Origin of the sequence: Streptomyces sp. NPDC005485, assembly GCF_040606085.1 — a bacterium.
Classification (GTDB): domain Bacteria; phylum Actinomycetota; class Actinomycetes; order Streptomycetales; family Streptomycetaceae; genus Streptomyces.
Map to the genome: position 1 here is coordinate 1 of NZ_JBEXDZ010000206.1, position 14,950 is coordinate 14,950.

Below are 14,950 nucleotides of genomic sequence, written 5' to 3' on the forward strand. Positions count from 1 at the left end.
CCGGCGCGGGTGCGCCGGCGGCCCGCCGCCGGTTGAACCAGCCGGCCCCCGGCGGCTCTTGCCCGGCCAGGGTCAAGGCGGGGTGCTCAGCGGGCGGCGGCGCGCAGGGGTTCCCCGGCGCTGCGCAGGTGGCGCAGCGTCTCGCGGTGCGAGACGACCAGGCTCGTCTGGTGGTAGGGGATGCCCAGTTCGGCGCAGTACTGCTCGGTGATGCGCTGGGCCTGGCGCAGCGCCGGGGTCGGCATGCTGGGGAAGAGATGGTGCTCGATCTGGTAGTTGAGGCCGCCCATGAACGCATCCGTCAGCACCCCGGCACGCACATTGCGTGAGGTGAGCACCTGGCGGCGCAAAAAGTCCAGCTCCTGGCCCTCGGTGACCATCTGCATGCCCTTGTGGTTGGGGGCGAACACCGAGCCGAGGTAGATGCCGAACAGCCCCATGTGCACGGCGATGAACGCGCACGCCTTGCCGGGCGGCAGCACGGTGAACACGGCGCCGAAGTAGAGCGCGAAGTGCGCAACGAGCAGGCTCCCTTCCAGGACGGGCCGCTTGAGCGAGGCACCGAACAGGGCCCGGAAGCCGGCGACGCTGAGGTTGAAGCCCTCCAGCGTGAGCATCGGGTAGAACAGGACGGCCTGGTGGCGGCCGATGAACGCGGGCAGCCCGCGGGCCACACTCGCCTGCCGGCGCGACCACACGATGAGGTGGGGTGCGACGTCGGGGTCCTTGTCCTCATGGTTGGGGTTGGCGTGGTGGCGGGTGTGCTTGCTCATCCACCAGCCGTAACTCATGCCGAGCAGCGCGTTGGCCGCGATCAGCCCGCCGATCTCGGTGGGGCGGCGGCGGGAGAACACCTGCTTGTGGGCCAGGTCGTGGGCCGCGAGACCCAGTTGCCCGAAGACCACGGCCAGACCGGCCGCCACGAGCAGTTGCAGCCAGCTGTCGCCCAGCGCGACGAACGCCACGCAGCCCGCCACCAACGCGAGGGCCACCGCGCTGAATCGCACGGTGTAGTAGACAGGCCGCCGTTCCATCAGCCCCGCCTCGGAAATTCTGCGCGCCAGGCGGGAGAAATCACTCCCCGTTCCCTGCGCGGTCGGCGGTAATTGCTCCGGGAGCACTGTGGGGTTCGCCATGCGACCCAGTATGTGGGGCGGGTATAACGCAGCATAATGCCACCCCACCCCTGTTAAATAATGCCGCCCCACCCCTATTGACCGGCATTCACACCCCAGTGTTACCCCGGAGGGGGGGCGGCCCGATGCCGGCCCGGGCCGTCCCGTCCGGGCCGCCTGCTCAGGCGTTGGGGTCGAAGGTGATGCCCGGCGGCAGGGCCTTGGCGAGGTGGGCGTTGAAGTCGCCGTCCCTGAGCCCGAAGTGGGCGCTGCCGAAGTCGGCCCCGGTCAGCTTCTCGCGCACACCTGCGGGGTAGCCCTCCCAGCCGACCAGGTCGGGGAACTGCCAGGTGTGCTGGTGGTTCTCCGGCGGTTCGTCGCCCGCGCCGGCAGGACGGAAGCAGTGCGTGCGGATGCCGTCCTTGTGGTAGACGACCTTGGGGTGGGTGCCGTCCCAGCGGATGCGGTCACGGCCGTAGACGGTGAAGTCGCCGTGCGCCGAAGTGGCCACGTACTGCGGCTCGTTGTCGTGCACCCACACCACGACGTGTTCCCAGTCGTGGCGGTGCCCGCCCAGACCGCTGCCCGCGACGGCCTGGTCCTTTTCGAAGTACAGCGCATACATGACGGCACACCAGCCGTTGTTGCACTTCTCGCGGGCATAGCCGTTGGTGTTGTCGAGGTCCCCGGCATCACGGCACTGGCCGTTGAGCGCACCGCTCGGCTTGAGTCCCCCGTTGAGGGTGCCATCGGGCCCGATGGCCGGGGTGGGGTAACAGCCGTCGGTGTCGTAGTCGTAGGCCGGCTGGAAGGTCTGCTCCAGCCCGTCGGCGTGGGCGGGCAGCGCCTGGGGCGGGCCGGCCAGCGCGCTGCCCGGGAAGGCGATGACCAGCGCGAGCGCGCCGGCCAGGGTGAGGGGGACGGTGCGGATGCGCGATCTGGTCGTCAAAGCGTCCTCCTGAGGACCGCGGTGGGGGCTCACGGGCAGAATTGGCATGCCCAGATCAGCATCCGTGAACCCGTGAACCCCGTGACCTCGTGAACCCCGTGAACCCCGTGAACACCTCGCCGCCCCGGCGGATGTCACTGCGGTGACGGGTCAACCGCCGGCCCCGGCAGCCGTCTTGGCCGGGCGCCGCGGCGGGTCCCGCCGCCCGCTCTTCGGGCGGCCCCAACAGCGCGTCCGGCGCGCCCCGTTCACGGCCGCCGGGCCTGCCGCGCACAGCATGTGCGCCGTGTGCGCGGGCTGTCGGCGCACCCTGAGGTGTGAATGCACCGGCAAGTGCGCACCGGTTCGGCGCAGGGCTTGAGAGGGTGAGTGAAGTGGCCGCACAGCGGGGCGGTCGCATGGGGCAGTCTGAATTTCGCCGGATCATGGCCAGATGATGCGGGTACGATCCGCCACCAACACCACACCGCGTCCAACGAGAGGCAGCCGTCATGTCCGAGGTTCAGCAGGAAACGCAGGAAGCGACCGAACTCAAGTCGCAGTACGCCGCCCAGGTCACCGCCGACCTTGAGCGCAACGCCAAGGAGCAGGACCGTCTGGGGGGCGAAGTGGCCGCACTCCAGGCGCAGTTGCAGGCACTGCAGCAGGACCAGGCCCTGCTGGTGAGCGTGCAGCAGGCCTTGGGCGCCAAGAGCCCGGCCGGGCAGGCGCCTGAGGACGACGCCCCCGCGGCCACCGTGCCCGCGCCGCGCAGCGCCCCGGCCAAGCCGGCCCGGCAGAAGAAGGCCGCCGCGGCGAAGCCGAAGGCCAAGAAGGCGGCCGTCAAGAAGCCGGTCGCCAAGAAGGCCGCCGCCGAAAAGACCGCCCCTGAAAAGGCCCCGGCCAAGAAGGCGGAGCAGGCGGGCCCCGCCCAGCCCACCCTCGGCACCCTCATCCATGACCACCTCAGCGGGCAGAGCGAGCCCCGCTCGGCCGCGGAGGTCACCACCGCGCTCTCCCAGTCCCACCCCGAACGCGGCGTCAAGAACACCGTCGTGCGCACCACGCTGGAGGGTCTGGTCGCCAAGGGCCGCGTGGAGCGCGCCAAGCAGGGCACGTCCGTCTACTACACCGCGACCGCAGCAGCCGCGTCCCCGCAGCCGCAGGACGCCGCCGGCGAGTGAGCACCGCGGCCCGGTGAGCGAAACGTGCCTGCCGGGCGGGCCTGGTATGCCGTCATATTCGCCTCGGGGGAGGCGAGTTGGCCCCATGCCAGGTGCTGTGTGCGCTGCCGGGACGGGGAAATGTTCGTGTCGGCGGGCTCAAAAACATGCCGGAGGCGTCAGGCAGTGGTGCCTGGGCGCCCCCGGCACAGGAGTTGCGGTTAGCTGCCGAGCTTGTCGACCGCCTGGTAGTAGGTCCAGGCGGTGGCGTTGCAGCTGGTGAGCTTGATGCCGCTGTAGGCGGCGCACACTCTCTTCAGATCGGCGTACAGGGCGCTGTCCAGGCGGGACTTGTTGGCAGTGAAGGTGCCCGCCTGTTTGTAGTTGCGGTAGCCGAAGTCGTGGCGGGCACACGACATCTGGAAGGGGAACCCGAAGGGGTTGTCGGGGGACGAGGAGCAGTAGTCGGTGGACCAGTCGAAGGCATAGGCGCTCCAGGCGCCCTGGTTGGCGCGGGCCGCGGCCCAGGTGCTGTAGCTGCTCGCACTGGTCTGGGTCCATGTGGCAAGGACCTGGGTCTTGTCGGCCGGTACGGCTGCCGCCGGGGTGGCGGCCAGCGTGCACAGGGCGAGGGCGGCGGATGTGACGGCGGTGGTCAGGAGCTGACGACGCAAGGATTCCTCCGGTGGGGAGTTGGATCCGTGGGCGTCCTCAGGCTCGTTGCGGGGGCGGCGTGAAGCGGGTGCTACGGCGCGGGAGTGGGGTGTGTTTCCCCCGGACAGGGGGGTCGGGCGGGTGAGTCAGGGGCCCGCCGGGCCCACTGCGCGGCCGCCCGGGGTGTGGGGGCGGCCGGCTGGGGTGGAAGGTGCGGGCGGGCCGGGGCGGGTGTGGGGGCGGGGCCGGGTTGCGTGGGGCCCCGGCTGCTGCCCGGGCTGGGGTGGTTGGCACCGGCCCAGTCGGGTGCGGGCGCGTGCAGCGGGGGCGGCCGTTTTCACAGGGCCGGCTGGAGCCAACCCGTGTCGATCAGCTTGCGCGACCAGGCGTCCATCACCGTGCGGACCTTCTCCAGGTCGGTCCCCCAGTGGTGGGCCAGGCTCTCCACGGCGAGGTCGACGAACCCGTCGTTGCGGCGCAGCGCGAACCACATGCTCGCCGCCAGGGGGGTGCAGCGGAACGTACCGGTGCGTCCTTCGGCCCGCAGGTCGAGTCGGCCGCTGGCCAGGGCAGTGCTGGTGACTCCGTTACCCGGCAGAATTCGCATGGGGGTCTCCTGGGCGGTTGGTCGTCCGGTGGGCCGGCCCGGCGGGTCCGGTGTATTGAGAATCTCCTGCCGCGCCGATGCGGGCCATGGGCCTGGGCACCTGAGCGCGGTGGTGCCAGCGCCACCCCCCGCAGGCGGTGCCCGCACCACCACGGGGCCGGTCATCTCACCGCGCTGCGCGGCGCGTTGACGAGGGCCGGGGCCCCGGGCGGACAGGTGCTCCACACCGGGGCGGGTGAGAACCGGGCGCACGGCCCATGAGCGGCCGATGGATGGTCTGCGGGCGGCCGCGCAGGCGGTGGGTCACGGCGGCCTGCCGCTCACCGGCGTTTTCCAGGGGCCGCGGGCCACGGCGCTGCAGGTGTCGGCGCGTTCGGCACATTGGCGGGGCAGGGCGGGCGGGGTCGAGGGCATTGGGGCGCCGGCGGCGCGGGCCGCGCTGCCGGTGGCGTCCGCTGCGGCCCCTCGCCCTGCCTTGGGCCGCAGCGGGCGGACGGTGAAGGCCAGTGAGACCCGGTGAAGGCGGTGAGACCCGGTGAGGGCCGGTGAGGGCCGGTGAGGGCCGGTGAGGGCAGATCACGCCGGAGGGCGGGCAGCGGCGGCCGGTTCAGGGCCGCGCGAGGCCGGCCGGGAGGCACGCCGAGTGGCAGGGCGGCGCCGGCGGCGGGGAGTTGGCGGGCCTCACTTCACCGCCGCACGCCCTGTCCGGGGGCGGGGCCGCGGTCAGGGCTCCCGCGTGAGGTCTGACTCACCGTCAAAGCCACCGCAAAGCGCGCCCCGCCTGCCGAAACGGCTCGTATGCCTGGGACGTGGCATCCCCGTCCCCGCTCCCCTGCCGCGGCACCCACGCCGGCCGCACCGTCCCTCACTCTCACTTTCCCCTCGATGCGTACGTGACACGCATGTGCGTATGAGATACGCTCTGCGTGTCAGATACGCAGAGCGAGGTGGGGGGATGGCCATGACGCAAACCGAGCCCAGGGCGGGAATGAAGGAGTGGTGCGGCCTGGTGGTGATCGTTCTGGTCACCCTGCTGGTCGCCGTCGACGTCTCGGTCCTCGGGTTCGCGATCGCCCCGCTGAGCAAGGACCTCTCGCCCAGCGCGTCGCAGCTCCTGTGGATCATGGACATCTACAGTTTCGTGCTGGCCGGCACCCTGGTCACGGTCGGCTGGCTGGGCGACCGGATCGGGCGGCGCAAGCTGCTGCTGTTCGGCGCCGCACTGTTCGGCCTCGCGTCGGCGGCCGCCGCGTTCTCCACCAGCCCCGAAATGCTCATCGCCTCGCGGGCGCTGCTGGGCCTGGCCGCCTCCACCCTGACGCCGACCTCGCTGGCGCTGATCCGCACCATGTTCCACGACACCAAGGAGCGCAAGGCCGCCATCGCCGCCTGGGGCGGCACGCTCACCTCGGGCGCGGCCCTCGGCCCGGTCGTCGGCGGGCTGCTGCTGAACAACTTCTGGTGGGGCTCGGTCTTCCTGATCAACACGCCGGTGATGGTGCTGGTGCTGATCCTGGCGCCGCTGCTGCTGCCCGAGCACCGCGACCCTGGCCGCGGCCGGCTGGACCTGCTGAGCACGGTGCTGTCACTGGCCGGTGTGATGACGCTGATCTACGGGTTCAAGGAGCTCGTCATCAACGGCTACAGCCAAAGCGCGGCGCTCTGGGCCGCGGCCGGCGCGGTTTTGGTGGTCGCCTTCGTGATCCGGCAGGCCACCGCCGCCCACCCGATGATCGACATTTCGCTGTTTCGCCGCGGCAGCTTCAGCGGCGCGGTGATCGTCAACATGATGGTGGCCTTCGCCCTGATGGGCTCCAGCGTGCTGACCAACCAGTACCTGCAGATGGTGCTGGGCTACTCGCCGCTGAAGGCGTCGCTGTGGTCGCTGGCGCCGATGCCCGCCATCGGCGTCGCGGTGGGCCTGTCGGCCTCGCTGGGGCGCCGGGTGCGCCCGGCGAAGCTGATCGGCGGCGCGCTGGTGCTCATGGCCGCCGGCTTCGGGGTGCTCACCCGGGCCGAGGTGGACTCCCCCGTCGCGGTGGTGCTGGCCGGTGTGGGTCTGCTGGCCGGCGGCATGGTCGCGGCCAAGACGCTGGCCGCGGAGATCGTGGTCACCTCCGCCCCGCCCGAGCAGGCCGGCTCCTCGGTCGCCGTCTCGGAGACGTTCACCGAGTTCGGCATCGCCTTCGGCTTCGCCACCCTGGGCAGCATCGGCTCCGCGGTGTACCGCGGCGACATGGCGGACGTCAGCCCGGGCGGGGTGGGCGGCCCGGCGCTGCACGCGCTGCGCAACACCATCGGCGGCGCCGCCGAGGTGGCCGCCCATCAGTCCCCGTCGGCGGGCGGTGCGTTGATGAATGCCGGCCGGGAGGCGTTCACGCACGGCCTGCAGGTCGCCTCGCTGGTCGGCGCCGCGCTGATGGCCCTGACGGCGGTGCTCGCCGCGCTGCTGCTGCGCACCACCCCCGTCGAGGCGGCGCTGCCCGGCTCGCTGGAGGCCGCGCAGGGCGGCACCTACGGCGCCGTGCCGCTGCCCGCGCCCGCCGGGGCGGACGGATCCCCCGCCGCCGTCCCGCCCTCCTCCGCCGCCGCCTCTCACGATCCCCGGCTCTAGCCCGAAGAGCCCCGCAGGACAAGGGGAGTCCGTCCTCGTCCGCCTGCCGGTGGGCGAGGACGGACATGCGTGCACCCGCGGCCCGACGGCAGCGGCGGCGGTGGAGGGTGGGGGGGTGGGGGGTGGGCCGGTCAGTCCAGAAGGCGGCGGCCGGCCCGCAGGGCGATGAGTACCTCGATGCCGTCCAGCACGCGTTGCAGGCCGAAGGAGAAGTCGTCCTCGGCCGCCTCGAAGGTGCCCGCCTCGAGCAGTTCGCGCACCGCGGGGAAGGTCGCGGCGTCGACGAACTTGTCCATCGCCTGCCCGTAGGCGGCCATCAGCTCGGCCTCGCTGACGTCCGGGCGCTCCAGTCCCCCGCGCTGCTGGGCGCTGTTGCGGACGTAGCCGATCAGCAGCAGCATCACCGACAGCTTGTCGCCCGGGGTCAGGCCGTTGCGGCCCAGGGTGCGCAGCCCGCACTCCAGCCAGCTCAGCTGGCCCGGCTCCAGCGGCGGGCCGCCGAGCGGGATCTGCAGCATCCACGGGTGGCGTCGGAAGACGTCCGCGAAGGCGCGGGCCCACCGCTCCAGGCCCGGGCGCCAGTCCTCCTCGCCGTCTGCCGGGGCGGGCGGCGGCCCGTAGGCCATATCGAGCATGAGCGCCTGCAGTTCGTCCTTGCTCGCCACGTGCCGGTACAGCGACATGGTGGCGAAGTCGAGGCGCTCGGCGACCTTGGCCATCGACAGTGCGCCGAGCCCGTTCTCGTCGGCGAACTCGATCGCCGCCTCGACGATGCGCGCCGTGCTCAGCCCGCGGCGGCCGCGCTGCTGCCGGTTGCGCAGGTCCCACAGCACCTGGATGCTGCCCGGCAGCTCCGCGCCCTCACCGCTGGTCATGGACCCTCCGCCTTCCTTCATCCCCGTACAACCCCGTCCGTCCTCGTGCGTCCTCGTGCGTCCTCGTGCGCGAGGCAGAAGACCAAGAACCCGGGAGCCCGGGAGCTCTTGCGCTGTGTGCGTATCGCGCACGCATTGCGTCCATCGTATGCGGCGCCGGCCGGGCCCGGGGGCGGCGTGGCGGGCCGTGTCCAGGCGGCCGTAGTGCCGGATCGGTCCCTTCCGGAAAGCACCCGCAGCGCACGCACCGGGATGGCAGCGGCATGGCAGCCGTATCGCGGCCGAATTCCCGTCGTATTCCTGTCGCTTCTGCGTCGAATCGCAGTGGAGGGGCCCGTGGTGTCCTGTTGTGCGGATTGAGGGGCGGGGCGGGTGCGGGACGTGGCGGTGGTCCGGTGCGGGGGTGTCCGCGGCTTTCCCGGCGGGCGGCCGGGGGGTGGCGTCGCGGCGGGCCGGATAGGGGGAGTTAGGGGTTCAGCCGCCCCCCGTGGCGCCCCTACCGTGGCCCATGAGGTTTCCGACGCAGCGTATTTCGGCGAACCGAGCCATAACTCTTAGCGGGGTGCGACGTTGGTCAGCCACTCGTATTCGTCAGTCTCGTCCGTCTCGTCGGGGGAAGAATCCGCCTCGTCGGGGGAGGAATCCGCTCCGAATTCCGGGCCGGCCGTGAATTCCGGGCCGGTTTCCCGGTCCGAACTCGTGCACGGCCTGCTGGACGACGCTCTCGCCGAGGTGCCTGAGGCTCCCGCGGTCCGCGACGCGGCCGGCGCCTGGACGTACCGGGAACTGGCCGCCTACAGCCACGCGTTCGCCTGCTGGCTGCACGGGCAGGGGGTGCGCCGCGGCGACCGGATCGTGCTGCAGCTGCCCACCGGCCGCGAGCTGGCCGCGATGTTCTACGGGGCCTCCCGGCTGGGTGCGGTGTTCGTGCCGCTGAACCCGTCAATGAAGGCGTTCCACCTACGGCATGTCATCGACAACTGCGAGCCGGTGCTGCTGTTGGGCGATGCGGCGAGCGCGCAGCGGCTGGGTGAGCTCACCGGCCGGCCGGTGCACGAGGCGGCCGGGGTGTGGGCTGCGGTGGAGCAACTGCATGCCGGCGGCGCCCGGTTGGAGGACCAGCCGGTGCAGGCCGGCGACGTGGCGACCCTCATCTACACCTCCGGGTCCACCGCCGCGCCCAAGGCGGTCATCTGCCCGCACGCGCAGGTCGCCTTCGCCTCCCGGGCGCTGACCGAGGCGCTCGGCTACCGGCCGGACGACGTGGTGTTCTGCCGCTTCCCGATGTCGTGGGACTACGGCCTGTACAAGGTGCTGATGACGTGTCTGGCGCGCTGCGAGATCGTGCTCGCCGACCGGGACTCCGATCTGGTGCTGGTGCGCCGGATGCGGGAGACGGGGGCGACGGTGGTGCCGCTGGTGCCCTCGCTCGCCTCGATGATCGTCACCCTGGCGCAGCGGGACACCGAACCGGCGGCGCCGGTGCGGCTGTTCACCAACACCGGGGCGGCGCTGCCGCAGGCCACCATCGACGCGTTGCGCGCGCAGTTTCCCGGGGTGCGGGTGGTACGCCAGTACGGGCAGACCGAGGCCAAGCGGATCACTGTGATGCCGCCGCAGGAGGACGGTGAGCGGCCCGGCGCGGTCGGGCTGCCGCTGCCCGGCACCCGGGTGCTGATCCTGGACGCGGACGGCGCCGAGGTGCCCGTCGGGGAGGTCGGGGAGATCGTCGCGGCCGGGCCGCATGTGATGCCCGGCTACTGGCGCAGCCCGGAGCTGAGTGCGAAGGCGTTTCGCACCGACCCGCTCAGCGGGGAGCGGCGGCTGCACACCGGCGACTACGGAAGCCTGGACGCGGACGGCTACCTGTACTTCGAGGGCCGGCGCGACGACATGTTCAAACGCAAGGGCTTTCGGATGAGCACCCTGGAGATCGAGGGTGCCGCGATGGACATCCCGGGCGTGCGGGCGGCGGCCGCGCTGCCGCCCAGCGAAGCCCACGACCTGGCGCTGTTCGTGGAGAGCGACCTGCCCCCGCGGACCGTTTTGAAGGAACTCACCCAGCGTCTGGAACCCGCCAAGGTGCCCGCCATCTGCCGGGTGCTGAGCGACTTCCCGCTCACCCAGCACGGCAAGAACGCCCGCCGGGAACTGGCCCTGCTGCTCGAGGGGAGCACCCGATGAGCCCGCACACCAGCACCGACACCAGCACCAGCACCGGCACGGACACCGGTACCGACGCGAGCACCGCCACCGGCACGGGCACGGGCGGTGTGGACGCGGCCGAGCTGGCCGCCCGGTACGGCACCCCGCTGTACGTGTACGACCTTGAGCGGGTGCGGGCCGCGCGGCGCGAGCTGTTCGGCTTCCTGCCGGAGGGCTTCGAGGTGTTCTACGCCTTCAAGGCCAACCCGCACCCCGACCTGGTGCGGGCGCTGCGCACCGGAGGGGATGCTCCCGCCTGCCGGGCCGAGATCAGCTCGACCGGGGAGCTGGCGGCCGCGCTGGAGGCGGGCTACCAGGGCGCCGACATCCTCTACACCGGACCCGGCAAGACGCCGGGCGAGCTGCGCGAGGCGCTTGCCTGCGGAGTTGGCACCTTCTCCGCGGAATCGCTGAGCGACCTGCAGCACATCGGGGCGGCCGCACGGGAGGCGGGCACCCGCGCCGACTGCCTGCTGCGCATCAACAGTGCCACCGCCAGCGCCACCACCAGCATCCGGATGACCGGCACACCCACCCAGTTCGGCATCGACAGCGAGACCGTCGCCGAACTGGCGCCGCAGCTGCGGGCGGTGGCCGGCGCCCGCATCGCCGGACTGCACCTGTTCTCGCAGAGCAACGCCCGCGACGAGGCGGCGCTGATCGACGAGCTCACCCACACCATCGCGGTGGCGGCCGCCGTCCAGGAGGACCTGGGCGTGCCGCTGCAGCTGCTGGACATCGGCGGCGGCTTCTCCGTCCCCTACGCCCAGCAGGGCGAGCGGGCCCGCTATCCCGGGCTGCGGACGGCGCTGGAGGCGGCGCTGGACGTGCACTTCCCGCACTGGCGCCAGGGCGCACCGCGGCTGGCGGTGGAGTCCGGGCGCTATCTGTCCGGCGACAGCGGCACCCTCGTCACCCGGGTCAGCAATGTGAAGGTCAGCCGGGGCAGGAAGTTCGTCATCGTGGACGCCGGCATCAACACCTTCGGCGGCATGTCCGGGCTGGGCCGGCTGCTGCCGGTCAGCGTGCATGTCCAGGCCGGCGCGGACACCGAGAAGGCCAGCCTGGTGGGGCCGCTGTGCACGCCCGGCGATGTGCTGGGCCGGCAGATCGACCTGCCCGCCCAGCTCCAGGAGGGCGATGTGGTGACGGTGCCCAACGCCGGCGCCTACGGGCCCACCTCCAGCCTGCTGATGTTTCTGGGCCGGCCGGCGCCGGCCGAAGTGGCGGTGGACGGCGGCCGGGTGGTCTCGGCCGGCCGTATCGAGCATGTGCGCACCGCGCTGACGGCGGGAGAGGCCCCGTGAGCGGGCCCGCTCTGCCCGCGCCGGGCGCAGCCGGGCAGCCGGTGCGCGCGAAGGGCACAGTGATCGTCACCTCGCTGGCCTCCGACTCGCACACCTGGAACCTGGTCTTCCTGCAGCTGCTGATCGAGGAGTGCGGCTACGAGGTCGTCAACCTCGGCCCGTGCGTGCCCGATGACCTGCTGGTGTCCGAATGCCATGCGCTGGAGCCGGACATGGTCGTCATCAGCAGCGTCAACGGCCACGGCTACCAGGACGGGCTGCGGGTGATCGGGCAGCTGCGCGCGCTGGCCCCGCTGGCCGCCACCCCGATCGTGATCGGCGGCAAGCTGGGCACCGACGGCGACCAGATGGCCGCCCGGGCCGCCGAACTGACCGCCGCCGGCTTCGACTCGGTCTTCGAGGACGGGCAGGACCCGGTGAGCGCCTTCCGCGGTTTCCTGTCCGCGCTGCCGCCGCCCGAGCAGGCCGCCCTCGACGACGGCGACCGGGTGGCGCTGTGAGCGGGCCGGCCCGGCTGTGGCGCCGCCGCGCCGACGCCCGACGCCAGCGGCCCGTCGACTTCGGCGCGTTCGTGCGGCGGGCGGGCGCCGCCGGACGCCTGGTGGTGCAGCCGAGGATGGGCTTCGGCGACCCGCAGCAGATGCGCGCCGGGCTGATCGCCGCCAAGAACGCCGACGCCACCACGGTGGGCACCCTGACCCTGGACAGCTACACCCGCGTCGGCGAGCTCGACGCGGTGACGACGGCACTGCGCGAGGGCATCGCCCTCAACGGCTACCCGGTCGTCAGCCACCCCCCGGCCACCACCGCGGCCGTCCTGGACGGGGTGCGCGATGCCTCCTTCCCCGTCCAGGTCCGCCACGGCTCGGCCACCCCCATCGACATCTTCTGGTCCCTGCTGCGGCTGGGCCTGAACGCCACCGAGGGCGGCCCGGTCTCCTACTGCCTGCCCTACGGCCGCACCCCGCTGGCCGACGGCGTCAAGAACTGGGAGGCCTGCTGCGCGCTGTACCGGCGGCTGCACGACGCGGGCATCGAACCGCACCTGGAGACGTTCGGCGGCTGCATGATGGGCCAGCTGTGCCCGCCCAGCCAGCTGGTCGCCATCAGCTTCCTGGAGGCGATGTTCTTCGCCCAGCACGGCATCCGCTCCCTGTCGCTGAGCTACGCCCAGCAGACCGACCCCGGCCAGGACCGCGAGGCGGTCCGCGCGCTGGGCCGGCTGTGCCGCGAACTGCTGCCCACCCACAACTGGCACATCGTCATCTACGCCTACATGGGCGTGTATCCCGAGACCTACCGCGGCGCCCACCACCTGCTGGGGCGCGCCGCCGAGCTGGCGGTGACCACCGGCGCGCAGCGGCTGATCGTCAAGACGGTCGCCGAGTCGCGCCGTATCCCCACCGTCGCGGAGAACGTGCTGGCCCTGGAGTACGCCGACGCCGTCGCCCGCCGCACCCCCGCACCCCCCGGCGTATCGGGCACATCGGGTGGGGAGGTGGATTCGGAGACGTATGCGGAGGCCCGCGCCCTGGTCGACGCGGTGCTCTGCCTCGACGACGACATCGGGCGGGCGCTGCTGGCCGCCTTCCGCCGCGGCTACCTCGACGTGCCCTACTGCGTCCACCCCGACAACGCCGGCCGCGCCCGCAGCTACATCGGCGCCGACGGCCGGCTGCGCTGGGCCGATCTGGGCCGGCTGCCGCTGCGCGGCATCGCCGAGCAGCAGCCCACCCGGAAGATCGGCTCGGCGGACCTGCTCAAGGACCTCTTCCACATCCGGCGGATGTACGACGACCCGGCCGCCGCCCTCGACAGCGCCACCACCCCCCTGCTGCGCGGCTGAAACGCACACCACAGGGGCCGGCCGCCCGGAACGCGGCAGCACACGAACACGAACACGAACGCAGCACGCAGCACGCAGCACGCAGCACGCAGCACGCAGCACGCAACGAACAGGCCGCAGGCGACAGGGAGTCACCGTGATGGAACAGGGACCGCGCACCGCAGATGGGGGCCTGACGTGAGCACGCAGACGACCGTGGACAGCAGCGCGTGGATCCGCCGCTTCCATCCCGCCGCGCACGCCGCGCACCGGCTGGTGTGCTTCCCGCACGCGGGCGGCGCGGCGTCCTTCTACTTCCCCGTCTCCCGCACCCTGGCACCGGACGTGGACGTGCTGGCGATCCAGTACCCCGGCCGCCAGGACCGGCGCCACGAGCCGTGCATCGACAGCATTCCCGCCCTCGCCGACGCGGTGGCCGAGCAGATCGAGCCGTGGTGCCAGGGGCCCGTGACGTTCTTCGGGCACAGCATGGGCGCCTCGCTCGCCTTCGAGGTGGCCCGGCGCCTGGAGGAGCGGGGCACGGTCCTGCACGGGCTGTTCGCCTCGGGCCGGCGCGCCCCCTCGGCGGTACGCGACGAGCGGGTGCACCTGCTGGACGACGACGGGCTGATCACCGACATCAGCCGGCTCAGCGGCACCGACACCCAGGTACTCGGCGACCCCGAGATCCTGCGCATGATCCTGCCGGCGGTCCGCGCCGACTACCGGGCCGCGGAAACCTACCGCTACACCCCCGGGCCACCCCTGACCTGCCCGCTGTTCGCCCTCACCGGCGACGACGACCCCCAGGTCACCCTCGAGGAAGCCCGCGCCTGGGGCGAGCACACCACCGGCCCCTTCACCCTGCAGGTGTTTGCCGGCGGCCACTTCTACCTCAACGCCCAGGCCCCCGCGGTGATCGAGACCCTCCGCAGCCACCTGCGCTGACCCAGCCCCGCCCCGCCCAGACCGCGAAACCCAGGCCGCTGCCCCCCGTCGGCGGCCTGGGTTTCGCCTGTTCTCACCCCCGCCCCCGCCCCCGGCAGTGCGCACCACCGCCCGGCGCCGTCCACGCCGTGCACCTCGCCGACTCCGGGGAATTTGCGTCCGATGCACGATTCGGACCCGACGTTCGTGCAGCGGCAGGTGGGGCACCGCTTCGCCTCGACCACTACGCCTTCTCCAGGATGCTCACCTATGCCCACCACGTCGGCCTATTCGCCGAAGAGATCGGCCCCTCCGGCGAGCAGCTCGGGAACTTTCCGCAAGCCTTCACCCACTTGGCCCTGCTCGATGCCGCCCTCGCCCTGGACGAGGAGCTCGACCGCGCCGAAGGCCGAACCGGCTGACCGCACGAACCGCCGGCGGGTAGCAACGCCCCTGCTGTGTCAAGGTCACCGGGTTCCTCCGAGGATGCCCCGGCCTTCAGGCCGGGGAGGAATCGGACTCCTGCGGAGCAGGGCAGGGATAGCCGGACCGCCGTCGGGGCGTTCCGGTGTCCGCCCCGCACAGCGGTGATGTCGCCCACAATGATCAAGAACTCTCAACTGTCAGTCCTCCCGAGTAGGTTCGGATGCATGACGACAGAAGCGGCCACGAAGGACACCGGGTATGCCCGGTACACCTTCCGTGTGCGCCTGTCGAACACGGCCAGGCG

General features: G+C 72.2%; 12 protein-coding genes and 1 pseudogene. 8 read left to right on the forward strand and 5 right to left on the reverse strand.

The features are described 5' to 3' along the window. Positions 1-86 precede the first annotated feature (86 nt). Together ABZS97_RS39705 and ABZS97_RS39710 are read right to left on the reverse strand one after the other, a co-directional pair. Positions 87-1,136, reverse strand: coding sequence for an acyl-CoA desaturase (locus ABZS97_RS39705; protein ID WP_356146950.1), 1,050 nt, complete (start codon positions 1,134-1,136; stop codon positions 87-89). Between the two features lie 160 nt (positions 1,137-1,296). Continuing rightward, positions 1,297-2,064, reverse strand: a complete 768-nt coding sequence (locus tag ABZS97_RS39710; protein ID WP_356146953.1) for an NPP1 family protein — start codon at positions 2,062-2,064, stop codon at positions 1,297-1,299. A 491-nt stretch (positions 2,065-2,555) separates the two neighbouring features. Here ABZS97_RS39710 and ABZS97_RS39715 point away from each other — a divergent pair, with 491 nt between their 5' ends. Continuing rightward, positions 2,556-3,227, forward strand: coding sequence for a BlaI/MecI/CopY family transcriptional regulator (locus tag ABZS97_RS39715; protein ID WP_356146956.1), 672 nt, complete (start codon positions 2,556-2,558; stop codon positions 3,225-3,227). Between the two features lie 200 nt (positions 3,228-3,427). Here ABZS97_RS39715 and ABZS97_RS39720 read toward each other — a convergent pair whose 3' ends face one another. Then, positions 3,428-3,865 (reverse strand): phospholipase, encoded by a 438-nt coding sequence (locus ABZS97_RS39720; RefSeq protein ID WP_356146985.1) that lies wholly within the window; start codon positions 3,863-3,865, stop codon positions 3,428-3,430. Positions 3,866-4,197: 332 nt separating this feature from the next. Further along, positions 4,198-4,467 carry a PqqD family protein gene (locus ABZS97_RS39725; protein WP_356146958.1) on the reverse strand — a complete coding sequence of 90 codons (270 nt, stop codon included), beginning with the start codon at positions 4,465-4,467 and terminating at the stop codon, positions 4,198-4,200. A gap of 955 nt (positions 4,468-5,422) precedes the next feature. On the opposite strand from ABZS97_RS39725, the gene ABZS97_RS39730 reads away from it, so the two are divergent. Then, positions 5,423-7,081 carry an MFS transporter gene (locus tag ABZS97_RS39730; RefSeq protein ID WP_356146963.1) on the forward strand — a complete coding sequence of 553 codons (1,659 nt, stop codon included), beginning with the start codon at positions 5,423-5,425 and terminating at the stop codon, positions 7,079-7,081. Between the two features lie 131 nt (positions 7,082-7,212). Here ABZS97_RS39730 and ABZS97_RS39735 read toward each other — a convergent pair whose 3' ends face one another. Beyond that, positions 7,213-7,956: a TetR/AcrR family transcriptional regulator gene (locus ABZS97_RS39735; RefSeq protein WP_356146966.1), complete on the reverse strand. Its 744-nt coding sequence runs from the start codon at positions 7,954-7,956 to the stop codon at positions 7,213-7,215. A 666-nt stretch (positions 7,957-8,622) separates the two neighbouring features. Between ABZS97_RS39735 and ABZS97_RS39740 the strand changes: the two genes are divergently transcribed. The 6 genes and pseudogenes from ABZS97_RS39740 to ABZS97_RS39765 form a co-directional block, all read left to right on the forward strand. Next, positions 8,623-10,140 carry an AMP-binding protein gene (locus ABZS97_RS39740; RefSeq protein WP_356146969.1) on the forward strand — a complete coding sequence of 506 codons (1,518 nt, stop codon included), beginning with the start codon at positions 8,623-8,625 and terminating at the stop codon, positions 10,138-10,140. After that, positions 10,137-11,468, forward strand: a complete 1,332-nt coding sequence (locus ABZS97_RS39745; protein ID WP_356146974.1) for a type III PLP-dependent enzyme — start codon at positions 10,137-10,139, stop codon at positions 11,466-11,468. Before ABZS97_RS39740 ends, ABZS97_RS39745 begins: the two co-directional genes overlap by 4 nt. Then, entirely contained in the window at positions 11,465-11,968 is a 504-nt protein-coding gene (locus ABZS97_RS39750; RefSeq protein ID WP_356146979.1) for a cobalamin-dependent protein, read from the forward strand. Before ABZS97_RS39745 ends, ABZS97_RS39750 begins: the two co-directional genes overlap by 4 nt. A 14-nt stretch (positions 11,969-11,982) precedes the next feature. Then, positions 11,983-13,314, forward strand: coding sequence for a methylaspartate mutase (locus tag ABZS97_RS39755; RefSeq protein ID WP_356146988.1), 1,332 nt, complete (start codon positions 11,983-11,985; stop codon positions 13,312-13,314). Between the two features lie 177 nt (positions 13,315-13,491). Next, positions 13,492-14,241: an alpha/beta fold hydrolase gene (locus tag ABZS97_RS39760; protein WP_356146982.1), complete on the forward strand. Its 750-nt coding sequence runs from the start codon at positions 13,492-13,494 to the stop codon at positions 14,239-14,241. 224 nt (positions 14,242-14,465) lie between these two features. Next, positions 14,466-14,642, forward strand: a pseudogene (locus ABZS97_RS39765) (glycoside hydrolase family 15 protein); the annotation flags it as partial. Between the last annotated feature and the right edge of the window lie 308 nt (positions 14,643-14,950).

Coding starts and splice junctions, on each gene's coding strand:
- ABZS97_RS39725 (WP_356146958.1), bottom strand. CDS start 4,467: ATGCGAATTCTGCCGGGTAACGGAGTCACCAGCACTGCCCTGGCCAGC.
- ABZS97_RS39715 (WP_356146956.1), top strand. CDS start 2,556: ATGTCCGAGGTTCAGCAGGAAACGCAGGAAGCGACCGAACTCAAGTCG.
- ABZS97_RS39730 (WP_356146963.1), top strand. CDS start 5,423: ATGGCCATGACGCAAACCGAGCCCAGGGCGGGAATGAAGGAGTGGTGC.
- ABZS97_RS39745 (WP_356146974.1), top strand. CDS start 10,137: ATGAGCCCGCACACCAGCACCGACACCAGCACCAGCACCGGCACGGAC.
- ABZS97_RS39735 (WP_356146966.1), bottom strand. CDS start 7,956: ATGACCAGCGGTGAGGGCGCGGAGCTGCCGGGCAGCATCCAGGTGCTG.
- ABZS97_RS39705 (WP_356146950.1), bottom strand. CDS start 1,136: ATGGCGAACCCCACAGTGCTCCCGGAGCAATTACCGCCGACCGCGCAG.